We start from the raw sequence: 14,980 nt of genomic DNA, 5'->3' as shown, positions 1-14,980 counted from the left end.
GACGGAGCGAGAGGTGAGAGAGACGCCCCGACTCAATTGTTCGCGCCGGCCGAATCGTCCATCGCCTTGAACGCCTCTTCCAGCTGCAGCGAGATCGGCACGTTCAGGCGTTCGCCGGTGGGCAGCCGTGCGGTGAACCATTTGTTGTAGAGCGGGACGAGGTCGCGGTTGGAGGCGAGCTTGCGGAAGGCGCGCTCGACCAATGCGGCGAGCTGCGGCTCGCCCTTCCTGAACATGATGCCGTAGGGATCGTAGGACAAATAGTCCCCAACCACGCGAAAATAGCCTTGCGCCTTATGACGCGCGATCAGACCATAGAGCAGAATGTCGTCGGTTGCGAACGCATCCGCCTTGCCGTCGTTTACCATCCGGAACGACTGCTCGTGATCCGGCGCGGTCACGATGTTGAGGCCGAGCGAGAGCTTCTTGTCGACAGCGTGCATCGCCTGTTCGTTGGTGGTGCCCTTGGTCACCACCACGGTCTTGCCCTTGAGGTCCGCGACCCCGGAAACAGCCGCTCCCTTCGGCACCATCAGCTTGGTGCCGGCGACGAACATCAAGGGCGAGAAGGCAACGCGCTTGCCGCGCTCGGCATTGGCGGTGGTCGAACCGCATTCCAGGTCGATCTTGTTCTGGAGCATGGCGTCGATGCGGTCGTCCGAGGTGACCTTGACGTAGTCGATCCTGAGGTTGGGATCGTCGACCTCGACGCCGATCTCCTCGACGATGGCCTCGCAGAGCTCCAGGCTGTAGCCGATCGGGCGGCCCGACTGGTCGAGGAAGGAGAACGGCGGCGAGCTCTCGCGATAACCCAGCCGCACGGCATGCGCCTTTTTGATCGCGGCCAGGGTCGGACTGAGCCCTTCGCCAGTCTGCGCGCGCGCAGAGGTCGCGAACAAAGAGGTCGCGGACAAGGCGGCCGCGAGCAGCGATGCCGCGAGCCACAGGCGGCCTGAGGTCAACGACCTCGCCAGGATCTGGACCATGGTTCGCTCCTAGCCATGGCCGGCCATCGCGGGCACCTCGCCCGGCACCATGTCCTCAGGCACGACGTCGCCGGGTCCGAGCGCGTGCTCGGGCCCGAGCTCGCCTTCCCATTTGGCCACGACCGAGGTCGCCAGCGTGTTGCCGATCACGTTGGTGGCGCTGCGGCCCATGTCGAGGAAGGTGTCGATGCCCATGATCATCAGCAGGCCCGCCTCGGGGATGTTGAACTGCGCCAGCGTCGAGGCGATCACGACGAGGGAGGCGCGCGGCACGCCGGCGACGCCCTTGGAGGTGATCATCAGCGTCGCCAGCATCGCGAGCTGGGTGCCGAGCGGCATGTCGATGTGATAGCTCTGCGCGATGAAGACGCTCGCGAAGGTGCAATACATCATCGTGCCGTCGAGGTTGAAGGAATAGCCGAGCGGCAGCACGAAGCTCGAGATCCGCGACGAGGCGCCGAAGCGATTGAGGCCCTCCAGCGTCTTCGGATAGGCCGCCTCCGAGCTCGCGGTCGAGAACGCGATCATCAGCGGTTCGCGGATCAGCTTCAGGAGATGGCTGTAGCGCGGGCCGATCACGATGAAGCCGACGACGATCAGGATCGCCCACAGGATCGCCAGCGAGAGATAGAAGCCGCCCATGAAGACGACGAGCTTCCAGAGCACGCCGAGACCGTTCTTGGCGACCGTGGCGGTGATGGCGGCCCACACCGCGAGCGGCGCGAACAGCATCACGTAGCTCGTGACCTTGAGCATGATGTGGCCGATGTCGTCGATCAGCGCCAGGATCGGCTTGGAGCGCTCGGGCATCGCGCCCATCGCCACCGAGAAGAACACGGCGAAGATCACGATCTGCAGGATCTCGTTCTGCGCCATCGCATCCGCGATCGAGGTCGGAATCAGATGGGTGAGGAATTTCTCGATCGAGAAGGCCGACACCGGCAGGCCGGTCGATTGATCCGCGGCGGGCAACGTGCCGGGGAAATTCGCGCCGGGCTGCAGCAGATTGACCATGATCAGGCCGAGCAGCAGCGAGATGAAGGAGGCGCTGACGAACCAGCCCATGGTCTTGGCGAAGATGCGGCCGAGCTTGGAGCCCGAGCCCATATGGGCGATGCCGCCGACCAGGGTCGCGAACACCAGAGGCGCGATGATCATCTTGATCAGGCGCAGGAACATCATGGCGATCAGGTTGATGGCGGAGGCCCACTCGGCGCGCGTGTCGGGCAGGAAGCTGTAGATCGCCGCCCCCATGATGATGCCGAGCACCATCGCCGCCAGAATGTATTGCGTAAACCTGTTGGACATCGTTGATCCCCACGTACATCGGCGCTTCATGATGTCGTAGATATTACAGCGACGCAACACGCTTTGCGTGTGGTCGCGTTTTCGGGATGTTCCCGTTGTGAAATCGCACGCCGCGCTCTAGCCTTCATGCGGCGCAGAACACATGCGGCCTGCACGTTTTGTTTGCGGCGGCTGCATCAATAATCGTCAAGACATCAAAGAGGGAAACGCCATGAGCGGCAACGCCAATCGCCAAATTCTGCTGGTCGAAAAGCCCAGCGGCAAGCTCGGCCCGGAGCATTTCAAGATGGTGGACGGCGCAATGCCGGAACCGAAAGACGGCGAGGCCCTGCTGCGCGTGCGATACATTTCACTCGACGCCGCCAACCGCGCCTGGATGCACGGCGCGACCTATCGCTCCGCGGTCGAGGCCAACAGCGTGATGGCCGGCGGCGCCATCGCCGAGGTCGTCAGCTCGAAGGCGCCGGAGCTTGCGCCGGGCGACATCGTGTTCGGCGACACCGGCTGGCAGGAATTTGCCGCGGTACCGGCGAAGCATCTCACCAAGATGCCGAAGCTCGAACCGATGACGCATCTGCTCAGCGTGTTCGGCATCGCCGGCCTCACCGCCTATTTCGGCCTGCTCGAGATCGGCAAGCCCAAGCAGGGTGAGACCGTGGTGGTTTCCGCGGCCGCGGGCTCGGTCGGCTCGATCGTCGGACAGATCGCCAAGATCAAAGGATGCCGCGTGGTCGGCATTGCCGGCGGCGCGGACAAGTGCAACTGGCTTACTTCCGAGCTCGGTTTCGATGCCGCCGTGGACTACAAGGATGGCGCGGTCTTCAAGGCGTTGCGCGCGGCTGCTCCGAAGGGCATCGACGTCTATTTCGACAATGTCGGCGGCGACATTCTCGAAGCCTGCCTGCCGCAGATGAACAATTACGGCCGCATCGCCTGCTGCGGCGCGATCTCGCAATACGACGGCGCGCCCGCAGCGCACGGCCCGCGCGGCGTGCCGGGACTGATCGTGGTGAAGCGGCTCGTCATGCAGGGCTTCATCGTGATGGACTACATGAAGGAGAGCCAGCGCGCGCTCGCCGAGCTCCAGGCCTGGGTCAAATCCGGCAAGCTGAAGGTGCAGGAAGACATCATCGACGGATTGCAGAACACGCCAGGAGCGCTGATCGGATTGCTCGCGGGCGAGAACCGCGGCAAGCGCATGGTGAGACTGACGACGTAGTCGCGCCCAATTGCGCCGGCATAATTGACTTGCGGTAGAGGCCGAAGCAGCCAAAGATGCCGCTCGCGAGCTGACCCTCGCGACGATTGCGCTTGTATATCTTTTCAAAATAGTCGGCGTTCCCGACCGGGCAGGAATTCATTCAAATGCTCAACACGTTGAAACATGCATCGACGCGCACCGCGTTGCTGGCGACGGCACTCTTCGCAACTGCAACAGGAGCGCTCGCGCAGACCGAGGCCCAGAAGAGCGCCATCCGGTCCGCATGCCGCTCGGACTTCATGGCGCATTGCTCGAGCGTGACGCCCGGCGGAGTGGAGGCGGTTCAATGCCTCGCCAAGAACATGTCGAGCTTGTCGTCGGGGTGCCAGGCTGCGGTTCGCGCGGTCGAGCCGGCCGCCGCGCCGAAGACAGAAGCGGCGCCCGCCAAATCCGAGCCTACCAAATCTGAACCGGCAAAAACGGAAGCGGCGCCCGCCGCCGAGCCAGCGGCCAAGCCGGCTGCAGCAGCAAAGCAGCCGAGCCCTGCCCAGGCTTCCGCGATCAAGAGCGCCTGCCGCGGCGATTATCCCAAGGTCTGCGCCAGCGTGCCGCCCGGCGGCGCGCCCGCCATCGAATGCCTGGAGAAGAACAAGGCGAAGGTGTCGGCCGGTTGCGCCAAGGCCGTGAATGCGGCGTTCGGTGGCGGAGCGGCCGCGCCCGCGTCGGGTGCTGCACCGGCCGCCGCGGCGGCGCCTGCCGCGGCACCGGCCACCATCGTGCTGCGGCCATTGCTGCCGCGCGAAGAGCTGTTCATCGCGCGGTCGGCTTGCGGCGCCGACATCCGCACCCTCTGCGCCGGCGTGGCGCCCGGCGGCGGCCGGATCATCCAATGCATTTCCAACCGGGCGGCATCGCTCTCGCCGGCCTGCAAGGAGGTGCTCGCGCCTTTCGCCGCCAGATAGGGCGGAGCGGATGATGTTTATCCGCAGCACGGAGATGAATTGCGCAGTGCGCGACCAGTTGCTCGCACGCTGACGCAGATACTTTCTTCAGACCCAGTTTCGACCACGACAAGCCCCGGGAGGACACCATGCGTTCATTGCTGCTCGTTGCTTCTGCGCTGCTCGCCTTCGGAGCGTCCATGATTCTCGAGGCCACCGACGCCAACGCGGTGGTGTGCGCCCGCGGCGTCTATCGCGCCGGCTGCGCCGGGCCGAACGCGGCCGTCGTGGTCCGCAAGCCGGCCCCCGTGGTCCGCTGTACCAGGGTGTTGGTGAACGGGGTCTATGTGAAGCGCTGCGTCTGATGCGCGAATAGCCAAGCCGGCGCGGTTTGGCTATGGTTCGGATCTGACGGCTTCGGATGCGCACAAGACGTGTGTCCGAGGGCGAGCTGCGGCGCCCGCGCTCGGCGGATAATTTCCGCTGGCGCCGGACGCCGGAGCACATTAGTCTACCCCTAGATAGTAAGTATACTGTCAATTAGGGAGGCAGACGTTGCGGATCGCCGTGATTGGCGGGGGGCCCGGTGGGCTCTATTTCGCCTATCTCTGGAAGAAGCGTCACCCCGAGGATCAGGTCGACCTGTTCGAACAGAACCCGGCCGACGCGACCTGGGGCTTTGGCGTCGTGTTCTCCGACCAGGCGCTTGAATTCCTGCGCGCCGACGACCCCGAGACGGTCGACGCGATCGCGCCGCATATGGAGAGCTGGGAGAACATCACGCTGAACCTTCATGGCGACAGCGTCGCCATCGACGGGGTCGGTTTCTCCTCGATCGGGCGGCTGGAGCTGCTCAGATTCCTGCAGCAGCGCGCGCTCGACGTCGGCGTCACGCCCCGCTTCGACTCGCAGATCCACGCCATCGACCAGCTCAATGGCCACGATTTGATCGTCGCCGCCGACGGCTTGAACTCGCTGGTGCGCCGCGCCTATGAGGGCGATTTCGGCACCTCGCTGTCCTACTCTTCCAACAAGTTCGTCTGGTACGGCACCTCGAAGCGCTTCGACACGCTGTCGCAAACCTTCGTGAAGACCGACCGCGGCGCCTTCAACGCGCATCATTACCGTTACTCGCCGGCCATGAGCACCTTCCTCGTCGAATGCGACCACGCGACCTGGCAGGCCTATGGCTTCGCCTACAAGGACGTCGAGCAGTCCAAGGGCGTCTGCGAAGAAGTGTTCGCGGACACGCTTGGCGGCCATTGCCTTGTCTCCAACAAATCGGTTTGGCGCAACTTCCCCTGGGTCTGGAACGAGCATTGGTCGTTCAAGAACATGGTGCTGCTCGGGGACGCCCTGCATTCGGCGCATTTCTCGATCGGCTCGGGCACGCGGCTTGCCATCGAGGACGCCATTGCGCTGGTCAAGGCGCTGGAATCGGATGCGCATCTTGCGACCGCCCTGCATCGCTACCAGGCCGCGCGCAAACCGGTGGTGCAGAAGCTCGTCAACGCCGCGCGAACCTCGGCGTTCTGGTATGAGCGCTTTGCCGAGCACATGAAGCTTCCCCTGATGGATTTCGCCTACAGCTACATCACCCGCTCGGGCCGGATCGACGATTCCCGGCTGCGCGCGATGTCGCCGGCCTTCATGTCCCGCTACGAGGCGGCCAAGAACGGCGGAGACGAGGCATGAGCAACGAGATTTTCGACCAGGTGCCCGCCGACAGCGCGGGGACGCGCGAGATCGGCTTTGCCGTTCCCGACATCTACAATGCCAGCCGAGTGCTGTTTGACAACCTCGGCAAGGGCCGCGGTGACAAGCTGGCGCTGTTGGGGCCCGCGGGCACGCGAACCTACGCCGAGCTGTGCGCGGACGCCTGCCGCTGGGGCAACGGCTTTGCTTCGCTCGGCCTGAAGCGCGGCGACCGCGTGCTACTGTTCCTCGACGACACCCCGGCCTATCCGGCCGCGTTTTTCGGCGCGGTGCGCGCCGGCTTCGTGCCGCTCCTGATCAACACGCTGACGCCGCCCGACCTGCTGCAATTCTATCTCGCCGATTCCGGGGCCGTCGTTGCGGTGGCGGAGTCCGAATTCTCCGCGCGCTTCAACGTCGAAGCCTGCAAGGACACGAAGCTGCGTACGCTGATCGTCGTCAATGGCGCGGTGGGCGATCACGCGGCGCCAGCAGCTGTTGCGGCGGCGGATTGGCTTACGCAGTTTTCGACCGAGTTGGCCGAAGCCCACACGCATCGCAACGAGATGGCGTTCTGGATGTACTCCTCCGGCTCGACCGGCCGGCCCAAGGGCATCGTGCATCTCCAGCACGACATGGCCTACAGCGATCTCGCCTTCGCTCGGAACATCCTGAAGCTCACGCCCGACGACATCTGCTTCTCCGTGCCGAAGATCTTCTTCGCCTATGGCTTCGGCAATTCCGTCACCTTCCCGTTCTCGGCGGGAGCTGCGACGCTGCTGCTGCCGGGCCAGCCGAAACCCGCCGCGATCTTCGCAGCGATCGCGCGGTACCGGCCGACGGTGTTCTTCGGCCTGCCGACGCTGTATACGTCGCTGACCAAGGCCGAGGGCGCGGACAAGACCGACTTCTCATCATTGCGCATGGCGCTCTCCGCCGCCGAGGTGCTCTCGGCCGAGGTCTTCAACGGCTGGAAGGCGCTCACGGGCCTGGAGATCGTCGAAGGCCTCGGCTCCACCGAGGTGCTGCACATCTATCTCTCCAACCGGCCCGAGCGGAAGAAGCTCGGCGCAGCCGGCTTGCGCGTACCCGGCTATGAGGTCGCGCTGCGCGACAAGGAGGGCGGCGACGTCGGCGACAACGAGGAAGGCATCTTGTGGGTCCGCGGCGATTCCAACACGCCGCTGTACTGGAACCGGCCGGACAAATCCGCCGAGACGATCCGCGAGGAAGGGTGGATCTACACCGGTGACCGCTTCGTCAGGGATGCCGACGGCTTCCACTTCTTCCGCGGCCGCGCCGATGATCTGGTCAAGATCTCCGGCCAGTGGGTCTATCCGCTCGAGGTCGAGCTCTGTCTCGCCGACCACCCCGAGATCCGCGAATGCGCGGTGTTCGCCGCCGAGCTGCCGGACCGCCGCATGACGCTGAAGGCGGTGGTGGTGATGAACGACCGCACGGCCAACCGGGGTGAGACGACGCGGCGATTACAGGATTACGTGAAGGGCAAGCTGCTGCCCTACAAATATCCGCGCGAGGTGATCTTCATCGACGAGCTGCCGAAGACCGGCACGGGGAAGATCGACCGGCAGGCATTGCTGCGGATGTGAAGCAAGGGCGGAGATCCGCGTACCGCCATCGCAGGGTGGGCAAAGCGGAGCGTGCCCACCACTCTGGTCCGTTGGAGAGAGGTCGTGGGCACGGCGCAAAGGCGCCTTTGCCCACCCTACGAGATCTCGCGCTGGACTCGCCGTGGCTCCCCCTCACCCCGTCTTGCCCAGATGCTCCAGCGCATCCTCGGCCCGCAGCGGCACGCGTGAGGCCTCGTTGTTGAGGTCGACGAGCTGCGACAACAGGCCCATCAGCGTCTTGCGGTCCGCCGGCTTCAGCGGCTCCAGCATGCGCGCCTGGGCACGCTCGACGGCGGGGATGATCTCGCGCAGGATCGCCGCGCCTGACCTGGTCAGATAGAGCAGCTTGATCCGCTTGTCCTCGGGCGCCGGCTTGCGCTCGATATAGTCCTTGGCCTGCAGCCGCTCGATCACGCTGCCGAGCGTGGAGCGGTCGAAGGCGATCACCGCCGACAGCCGCGTGGCGTCGATGCCGGGATGGGTATGGATCGCGATCAGCGCCGCATATTGCACCGGGGTCAGGTCGAACGTCTTGCACTCCTCCATGAAGATCGAGACCGCGATCTGCTGCATGCGCCGGAACAGATAGCCCGGCGCGGCATAGACGGCATCGATCGTGATCGGAGCGGGCGGCTTACTCGGCATCGGGCTGCTTCTCCGGTGCAGCCTCGGCGAACGCCGGCAGCGCCTTGGCCGCGGCCTCGGCCTCGAGCAGGCGCGGATAGGCCGAGACGTCGACACCGAAGCGGCGCGCATTGGCGAGCTGCGGCACGAGACAGAGATCGGCCAGCGTCGGCGCATCGCCGAAGCAGAACGGACCGGGCTCGTCCTTGATCAGGATCTCGCAAGCCGACAGGCCTTCGCGATTGACCCAGGCGGCCCAGTCCTGGACCTTCTCTTCGGGCAGGCCGAGCTCGCGCAGTCGCGCCAGCACTTTCAGGTTCTGCACCGGATGGGTGTCGCAGGCGATCGCCAGCGCAAACGCCCTCACCTTGGCGCGCTGCAGCGCATCCTTCGGCAGCAGCGGCGGATGCGGGTGCGTCTCGTCGAGCCATTCGATGATGGCGACCGATTGCGTCAGCACCGCACCCGCATCGTTCTCCAACGCCGGCACCAGGCCTTGCGGGTTGATGGCGAGATAGGCGGGCGCGCATTGCTCGCCCTTGCGCAAATGATGCGGCAGATGCGCGGCCTTGAGGCCCTTGAGATTCAGCGCAATCCGAACGCGATAAGCGGCGCTGGAGCGGAAATAGCCGTGCAGCTTCATTGGCACCCTCCCTGCTGTTTCTTGCTCGTCATTCCGGGGCGGCTCGAAGAGCCGACCCCGGAATCTCGAGGTTCCGGGTTCTCGCTGCGCGAGCCCCGGAACGACAGCGAACTTGTAAGCCGTCCCTCACGTTGACGCTAGCCAGATCGTCAGTATACTGTCAATCAACAAACGAACGGGAGCGCCGCCATGGAAGCCGTGACCAAGACACCGGAACGCGAGGCGTTCTACAAGAAGATCGACGGCGAGAACCTCACCGCGCTGTGGACGGTGATGAGCGATCTGATCACGCCGGAGCCGAAGAGCGCCTGCCGGCCGCACCTCTGGAAATTCGACGTCATCCGCGATTACATGATTGAAGCCGGCAAGCTCATCACCGCCAAGGAGGCCGAGCGGCGCGTGCTGGTGCTGGAAAATCCCGGCCTGCGCGGCCAGTCCAAGATCACGACCTCGCTCTATGCCGGCGTGCAGATGGTGGTGCCCGGCGACGTCGCACCGGCGCACCGACACAGCCAGTCGGCACTGCGCTTCGTGCTCGAGGGCAAGGGCGCCCACACCGCTGTCGACGGTGAGCGCACCGCGATGGAGCCGGGAGACTTCATCATCACGCCGTCGATGACCTGGCACGACCATTCCAATGAGACCGACCAGCCGATGTTCTGGCTCGACGGCCTCGACATTCCCATGGTGCAGTTCTTCGACTGCTCGTTCGCGGAAGGCGCCAAGGAGGACCAGCAGAAGATCACAAAGCCCGCCGGCGCCAGTTTTGCCCGCTACGGCCACAATCTGCTGCCGGTCGATGTGAAGCGCTCGTCGAAGACCTCGCCGATCTTCAGCTATCCCTATGCTCATACGCGCGAAGCGCTGGAGAAGGCCAGGACGAGCCAGGAATGGGACCCCTGCCACGGGCTGAAGCTGAAGTTCAGCAACCCCGAGACCGGCGATTTCGCGATGCCGACCATCGGCACCTTCATCCAGCTGCTGCCCAAGGGCTTCAAGACCGCGCGCTATCGCTCAACCGATGCGACGGTATTCTGCCCGATCGAAGGCAGGGGCCGCAGCCGCATCGGCGATACCGTGTTCGAATGGGGGCCGCGTGATCTGTTCGTGGTGCCGAGCTGGCACTGGGTCACCCATGAGGCCGACGACGACGCCGTGCTGTTCAGCTTCTCGGACCGCCCGGTGCAGCAGAAGCTGGATCTGTTCAGGGAAGATCGCGGCAACGCGTGAGGGTCTCGTAGGGTGGATTAGCCGAAGGCGTAATCCACCAACTCGTTCGGCAAACGCGGAAGCATAAGAGGTGGGTTACGCCTAGCGGTTTGCGCTTCGCGCAATCCGCGAGGCTAACCCACCCTACGGCAGCGGTGAACCTGGCTACCGCCAGTGCAGCAACCGCATCTCCAGCCAGCCGATCACCTTGCCGACCGCAAGCCCAAACACCGACAGGATCACCACGCCGGCAAGCAGCTGATCGGTCTGCATCAGATTGCCGGCCTGCAGCACGAAGGCACCGATGCCGTATTGCGCGCCGATCATTTCGGCGCTGACGACGAGCAGCAGCGCGACGGATGCGGTGATGCGGAAGCCGGCGAGGATCGCCGGCAGCGCGCCGGGCCAGATCACCTTGCGCACGATGGTGGCGAAGGGAACGTTGAAGCTCTGCGCCATGCGGATCAGGTTGCGCGGCACCGCATCGACGCCGCTATAGACCGAGATCGCGGTCGAGAAGAACACCCCGAGCGCAATGGTCGCGATCTTCGGCTCTTCGCCGATGCCGAGCCAGAGGATCAGCAGCGGCAGCAGCGCGATCTTCGGGATCGGGAACAGCGCCGAGATGAAGGTGATGCCGACGCTGCGCGCCAGCCGCGACAGGCCAATGGCAAAACCGACGGCGATGCCGGCCGCGGTCCCGAGCAGCCAGCCGACGCCGATGCGCAGCAGCGAGGCGGACAGATGCTGCCAGAGCGCGCCGGAGATCGCGAGCTGGTAGATCGCCCGGACGATTGCAGAGGGCGTCGGCAGAAACAGCGCATTGACGAGGCCGGCGCTGCCGGCGGCCTGCCAGATCGCGATGACGAGGGCGAGCGCGATCCATCCGCCGTAGCGGCTGCTCGCGGGCACGAAGCCGGCGCCGCGGAAACCGACGCGCCGCGTCGCCTCGTCCTTGGCAGATAGGCCCGCGCGGTCAAGCATGCTGGACCTCGCGCTCGGCATCGATCGCCTCGTTGCGGATCAGCGACCAGATCTGGGTCTGCAGCGCCAGCAGCTTCTCGCGTGCCGCAGCTTCGCCGCGCTCGGTGCGCGTCATCGGCACGGTCACGACCTCCCGGATGCGGCCGGGTCTGCGCGACAGAACCACGATGCGATCGGCGAGCCGCGCCGCCTCTTCGAGATTATGGGTGACATAGACCGCGCCCATGCCGCCGTCGGCGAGCAGGCGGACGAAATCCTCCATCAGGAGCTCGCGGGTCTGCGAATCCAGCGCCGACAGCGGCTCGTCCATCAGCAGGATGGCGGGCTTCACCGCCAGCGCGCGCGAAATGCCGACCCGCTGGCGCATGCCGCCGGAGAGCTGCTTCGGATAGGTCTTGCGGAAATCGGTCAGGCCGGTGCGGCGCAAGGCGTCGTCGACCAGCGCGCGGCGCTGCGCCGCCGAAAGCTGGGCATGCAGCAGCGGGAATTCGACGTTCTGCTCGACCGTTGCCCAGGGCAGCAGCGCGAAATCCTGGAACACGAAGGTGAGCGGATTGAGACTGTCCGCCGGCGGCGAGCCGCGCAATTCGGGCGCACCGGACGTCGGCTGCAGCAACCCACCGAGGATCGACAGCAGCGTGCTCTTGCCGCAGCCCGAGGGTCCGACGATCGCCACCACCTCGCCGGCGCCAACGGTGAAGGAGACGTCGTCGAGCACGGCGAGATCGCCGAAGCGATGGGAGATGTGGCTGGCGATCAGGTCCATCTCACGCACAACTCCTTGATCCGTCACCCCCGCGCAACGGCGAAGCCGTTGTCGCTGGAGGTGCCGGAGCGAAGCGCAGGCCTCGAAGGGCGACGGCCCCGCTGCATCCGGGCCGTTCATCCTTCGAGGCTCGCAGCGCAGTGCGGATGCACTGCGCTACTCGCGCCTCAGGATGACGGAGAGAGAGATGAGCGCGCAACATCAATCCGCCTTCACAAATTCCTTGGCGATGATCGCATCCGCGTCGAAGCCCTTGTCGGCAAAGCCCTGCTCCTGGAGCCATTTGATCTGGTTGTCGACATTCTTCACGTCCAGCTTGCCGTCGGGATCGATGTAGGCGCAATTGCCGACCACCTGCTCGACCGGCAGATTGGTGTACTTGGCGATGATCTCCAAGAGCGGCTTCGTCTTGTCGTTGATCGGCGCGACACCGTCCTTCAGCGCCGCGAGGATGACGTCGTAGTATTCGCGGTCGGCCTTGGCCAAGGCGCCGAGCAGCTTTGTCACCAGCGCCTTGTTGGTCAGCGTCTTCGGCGAGGCAAACACCGCACCCAGCTGCCAGGGCGTCTCGTCGCCGACCCAGCCCAGGAATTTCGCGCCGCCTTCGTCCATGAGCTTGCGCGCGGTCGAGATCGGCAGCAGCGCCGCATCGACGGTCTCGCCCTTCAGCGCGGCCGCCGCATTCGACAGCGATTGCAGCGGCACGATCTTCACGTCCGCGAGCTTGAAGCCGTATTTGTCGGCGAGCAGGCCGAGCGAATAGTGAAAGCTCGATCCGACCTGCGTCATCGCCACGCGCTTGCCGGCGAGGTCCTTTGGCGTCTTGAGGCCGGCCGCGTAGGCGTTGTTGCTGGCGAAATAGCCGATCAGGGGATAGCCGGCCTTCTCGCGGCTCATGCCGCCGATCACCTTCAGGGTGCCCTTGCCGGCGAGATTGTAGAGACCGGCGGTGAAGGCGGTGATGCCGAAATCGACGTCGCCCGACGTGGTCGCGACCGCGATCGGCTGGGCCGCGTCGAAGAATTTCAGCTCGACCTCGAGGCCGGCCTCGCGGAAATAGCCCTTGTCCTGCGCGATGAAGACGGGCGCGGAGGAGGACAGGCGGAGCACGCCGATCCTGGCCTTCAGCGCGTCCTCGGCCCTTGCACCGCCCATCGCCGTGATCGCCAGAAGGCCCGCAAGCGCGAGCCGCACCATTCCGATCATCCCGTTTCCTCCGCCGTCGTTCTATTGCCGCCCGTCACAATCCTTCCGGCACCATTTGGTCCCGGCCGATGAAGGCACCCTGTTGTTTCAACGTTTCCTGCAATTTTTCAATGGGGATTTCGCGTGGAATCCGGTTTCCGGAGAGCGCCAGCGCGGCGGCGGAGCCGGCGGCCTCCCCCATCGCGAAGCAGGCCCCGGATACCCGCGCCGCGGACTGGCCCTCATGGGTCATGGAGGCGCAGCGGCCGGCAACGAGCAGGTTCTCGACCCCTTCGGGCACCAGCATGCGGTACGGCAGCTCGTTATAGCCGCGGGATTCCGGGATCGGCGGGAAGGTGAAGACGACGTCGCCGGGCACATGGGCCTCGATCGGCCAGCCATTGACGCCGATGGAATCCTCGAACGAGGCGCAGCCGAGCACGTCCTCGCCGCTGAGCTGATAGCCGCCCGTGATGCGGCGGGTCTCGCGGATGCCGAGCTGCGGCGGCAAATCGACGATGTAGGACTTCTCAAAGCCCGGGACAGTGCTGCGCAAGAACTCGTAAGCGGCGAGCGCCTGCTTGCGGCCCTCGATCTCGCCGCGGGTGAGATCGTCGGGCTCGACGCCATTGATGGCGTGACCATCCTCGCGCGCCACTTGCGTAAAGTTCACCCGCCATTCGATGCCGGACTTCTGCGGCCGCACGATCGCGCTCTTGCGCGGAAATCTATGCGTGCCGGCCGCAATGGCCTTCTCCATCAATTGCGGAATGGTCCGCCAGGCTTCGCCAGCGCGCGCGGGATCGATGCCGTTGAGACGGAGCATCATCGAGGGGTACAGCGGATGACCGTGCGCGTCGCCGATCTCGAACGGCGCGCCGGCCCAGACCGCGAGATCGCCGTCGCCGGAGCAGTCGATGAAGATGTCCGATCGCACCGCCTGCCGGCCGGCCTTGGTCTCGACCAGCAGCGCGTCGATGCGGCTGTTGTCGCCCATCACGACGCCGGCGCCGAGCGCGTGGAACAGGATATGCACCTTGTGGCTGGCCAGCAGCTCGTCAGCCGCGATCTTGTAGGCTGCGGTGTCATAGGCCTGAGCGAACACCTTGCCGAGGATCAGATGCGGCGTGTTGAGGCCGCCCAATCGATCAATCCGCGCCAGCAGCTCGGAGGCCATGCCCTGCACCAGCCGCCGGTGCTCGCCATGGACATTGCCATGCAGGCCGCAGAAGTTCGTGACGCCGGCCGCCGTGCCCATGCCGCCGAGGAAGCCGTAGCGCTCGATCAGCAGCGTCTTCCGCCCGGCGCGCGCGCTTGAAGCCGCCGCGACGATGCCGGCGGGCCCGCCGCCGAGCACCACGACTTCGTATTCGCCATAGAGCGGCACCTGTCGTGCCGGTTCTTCGATCGTCACGGTCCGCATGGCGCGTCCCTTCCCAAACCCTTCGAACAGGACCACGGATTAGCCGGCAGGCGCCATCGTCGCAAGATCGCGGTTGCTCACCCTCGGTGGACCTGAGACAAGGGCGGCCATGGATTCGATCATCGTCAGATATTGTTTCGCCGCCCTGCTCGCCTTGGCGATCTCCGCCGCTCCCGCCACAGCCGTGGAGCAGAACTGCCGCTTCATCCAGGCCAAGCCGGAGCGCGAAGCCTGCTACAAGCGGCAGGAGGACGAGCTCGCGGCCAGGCGCAAGCCTGCGCCCGCGACCGACGCGAGCAGGACGCTCGAAACGCTGCGCCAGATGCGGCAGGACGACGATGCGGTCTACCTCAGCATCAACAACATCTGCCGCGGCTGCTGACG

15 protein-coding genes are annotated in these 14,980 nt (G+C 65.3%); 7 read left to right on the top strand and 8 right to left on the bottom strand.

All coding sequences use genetic code 11. The annotated features are described in order from the left end of the window. Positions 1-32 precede the first annotated feature (32 nt). Together AC066S_RS00285 and AC066S_RS00280 are read right to left on the bottom strand one after the other, a co-directional pair. Entirely contained in the window at positions 33-986 is a 954-nt protein-coding gene (locus tag AC066S_RS00285) for an amino acid ABC transporter substrate-binding protein (RefSeq protein WP_126261008.1), read from the bottom strand. Between the two features lie 9 nt (positions 987-995). Further along, positions 996-2,294 (bottom strand): dicarboxylate/amino acid:cation symporter, encoded by a 1,299-nt coding sequence (locus AC066S_RS00280; protein ID WP_126261007.1) that lies wholly within the window; start codon positions 2,292-2,294, stop codon positions 996-998. 211 nt (positions 2,295-2,505) lie between these two features. On the opposite strand from AC066S_RS00280, the gene AC066S_RS00275 reads away from it, so the two are divergent. The 5 genes from AC066S_RS00275 (at position 2,506) to AC066S_RS00255 (ending at position 7,741) form a co-directional block, all read left to right on the top strand. Continuing rightward, entirely contained in the window at positions 2,506-3,513 is a 1,008-nt protein-coding gene (locus tag AC066S_RS00275) for an NADP-dependent oxidoreductase (protein WP_478268649.1), read from the top strand. Between the two features lie 146 nt (positions 3,514-3,659). Next, on the top strand, positions 3,660-4,457 hold the full coding sequence (locus tag AC066S_RS00270; RefSeq protein WP_126261005.1) for a cysteine rich repeat-containing protein: 798 nt from the start codon (positions 3,660-3,662) through the stop codon (positions 4,455-4,457). Between the two features lie 128 nt (positions 4,458-4,585). After that, the gene (locus AC066S_RS00265; RefSeq protein ID WP_126261004.1) at positions 4,586-4,801 is read left to right on the top strand and encodes a hypothetical protein; all 216 of its coding nucleotides are present in this window, start codon (positions 4,586-4,588) and stop codon (positions 4,799-4,801) included. Between the two features lie 190 nt (positions 4,802-4,991). Next, positions 4,992-6,131 carry an FAD-dependent monooxygenase gene (locus AC066S_RS00260; RefSeq protein ID WP_164719010.1) on the top strand — a complete coding sequence of 380 codons (1,140 nt, stop codon included), beginning with the start codon at positions 4,992-4,994 and terminating at the stop codon, positions 6,129-6,131. Next, entirely contained in the window at positions 6,128-7,741 is a 1,614-nt protein-coding gene (locus AC066S_RS00255; RefSeq protein ID WP_126261003.1) for a benzoate-CoA ligase family protein, read from the top strand. The genes AC066S_RS00260 and AC066S_RS00255 overlap by 4 nt, the downstream gene beginning before the upstream one ends. A 153-nt stretch (positions 7,742-7,894) precedes the next feature. On the opposite strand, the gene AC066S_RS00250 is transcribed toward AC066S_RS00255, so the two are convergent. Together AC066S_RS00250 and maiA are read right to left on the bottom strand one after the other, a co-directional pair. After that, entirely contained in the window at positions 7,895-8,407 is a 513-nt protein-coding gene (locus AC066S_RS00250) for a MarR family winged helix-turn-helix transcriptional regulator (protein ID WP_478268648.1), read from the bottom strand. Beyond that, positions 8,397-9,029: a maleylacetoacetate isomerase gene (gene maiA / locus AC066S_RS00245; RefSeq protein ID WP_126261001.1), complete on the bottom strand. Its 633-nt coding sequence runs from the start codon at positions 9,027-9,029 to the stop codon at positions 8,397-8,399. The genes AC066S_RS00250 and maiA overlap by 11 nt, the downstream gene beginning before the upstream one ends. 189 nt (positions 9,030-9,218) lie before the next feature. Here maiA and gtdA point away from each other — a divergent pair, with 189 nt between their 5' ends. Continuing rightward, positions 9,219-10,259 (top strand): gentisate 1,2-dioxygenase, encoded by a 1,041-nt coding sequence (gene gtdA / locus AC066S_RS00240; RefSeq protein ID WP_135171416.1) that lies wholly within the window; start codon positions 9,219-9,221, stop codon positions 10,257-10,259. 144 nt (positions 10,260-10,403) lie between these two features. Here the strand turns inward: gtdA and AC066S_RS00235 are convergent, their stop codons facing one another. The 4 genes from AC066S_RS00235 to AC066S_RS00220 all read right to left on the bottom strand — a co-directional run bounded on the left by AC066S_RS00235 (position 10,404) and on the right by AC066S_RS00220 (position 14,596). Continuing rightward, positions 10,404-11,222: an ABC transporter permease gene (locus tag AC066S_RS00235; protein WP_478268647.1), complete on the bottom strand. Its 819-nt coding sequence runs from the start codon at positions 11,220-11,222 to the stop codon at positions 10,404-10,406. Further along, positions 11,215-11,988 carry an ABC transporter ATP-binding protein gene (locus AC066S_RS00230; protein WP_135171417.1) on the bottom strand — a complete coding sequence of 258 codons (774 nt, stop codon included), beginning with the start codon at positions 11,986-11,988 and terminating at the stop codon, positions 11,215-11,217. The genes AC066S_RS00235 and AC066S_RS00230 overlap by 8 nt, the downstream gene beginning before the upstream one ends. Positions 11,989-12,189: 201 nt before the next feature. Then, positions 12,190-13,194, bottom strand: a complete 1,005-nt coding sequence (locus AC066S_RS00225) for an ABC transporter substrate-binding protein (protein WP_478268646.1) — start codon at positions 13,192-13,194, stop codon at positions 12,190-12,192. 34 nt (positions 13,195-13,228) lie between these two features. Beyond that, positions 13,229-14,596 carry an FAD-dependent oxidoreductase gene (locus AC066S_RS00220; protein WP_478268645.1) on the bottom strand — a complete coding sequence of 456 codons (1,368 nt, stop codon included), beginning with the start codon at positions 14,594-14,596 and terminating at the stop codon, positions 13,229-13,231. Positions 14,597-14,705: 109 nt separating this feature from the next. Between AC066S_RS00220 and AC066S_RS00215 the strand changes: the two genes are divergently transcribed. After that, positions 14,706-14,978 carry a hypothetical protein gene (locus AC066S_RS00215; protein WP_478268644.1) on the top strand — a complete coding sequence of 91 codons (273 nt, stop codon included), beginning with the start codon at positions 14,706-14,708 and terminating at the stop codon, positions 14,976-14,978. Positions 14,979-14,980: the final 2 nt, after the last annotated feature.

Source organism: Bradyrhizobium sp. CFUWI (assembly GCF_056429085.1).
The sequence above is the reverse complement of the archived record's forward strand: the minus strand, read 5'-3'. Positions and strand labels throughout refer to the sequence as shown.

Coding starts and splice junctions, on each gene's coding strand:
- AC066S_RS00285 (WP_126261008.1), bottom strand. CDS start 986: ATGGTCCAGATCCTGGCGAGGTCGTTGACCTCAGGCCGCCTGTGGCTC.
- AC066S_RS00280 (WP_126261007.1), bottom strand. CDS start 2,294: ATGTCCAACAGGTTTACGCAATACATTCTGGCGGCGATGGTGCTCGGC.
- AC066S_RS00275 (WP_478268649.1), top strand. CDS start 2,506: ATGAGCGGCAACGCCAATCGCCAAATTCTGCTGGTCGAAAAGCCCAGC.
- AC066S_RS00270 (WP_126261005.1), top strand. CDS start 3,660: ATGCTCAACACGTTGAAACATGCATCGACGCGCACCGCGTTGCTGGCG.
- AC066S_RS00265 (WP_126261004.1), top strand. CDS start 4,586: ATGCGTTCATTGCTGCTCGTTGCTTCTGCGCTGCTCGCCTTCGGAGCG.
- AC066S_RS00255 (WP_126261003.1), top strand. CDS start 6,128: ATGAGCAACGAGATTTTCGACCAGGTGCCCGCCGACAGCGCGGGGACG.
- AC066S_RS00250 (WP_478268648.1), bottom strand. CDS start 8,407: ATGCCGAGTAAGCCGCCCGCTCCGATCACGATCGATGCCGTCTATGCC.
- maiA (WP_126261001.1), bottom strand. CDS start 9,029: ATGAAGCTGCACGGCTATTTCCGCTCCAGCGCCGCTTATCGCGTTCGG.
- gtdA (WP_135171416.1), top strand. CDS start 9,219: ATGGAAGCCGTGACCAAGACACCGGAACGCGAGGCGTTCTACAAGAAG.
- AC066S_RS00235 (WP_478268647.1), bottom strand. CDS start 11,222: ATGCTTGACCGCGCGGGCCTATCTGCCAAGGACGAGGCGACGCGGCGC.
- AC066S_RS00230 (WP_135171417.1), bottom strand. CDS start 11,988: ATGGACCTGATCGCCAGCCACATCTCCCATCGCTTCGGCGATCTCGCC.
- AC066S_RS00225 (WP_478268646.1), bottom strand. CDS start 13,194: ATGATCGGAATGGTGCGGCTCGCGCTTGCGGGCCTTCTGGCGATCACG.
- AC066S_RS00220 (WP_478268645.1), bottom strand. CDS start 14,596: ATGCGGACCGTGACGATCGAAGAACCGGCACGACAGGTGCCGCTCTAT.
- AC066S_RS00215 (WP_478268644.1), top strand. CDS start 14,706: ATGGATTCGATCATCGTCAGATATTGTTTCGCCGCCCTGCTCGCCTTG.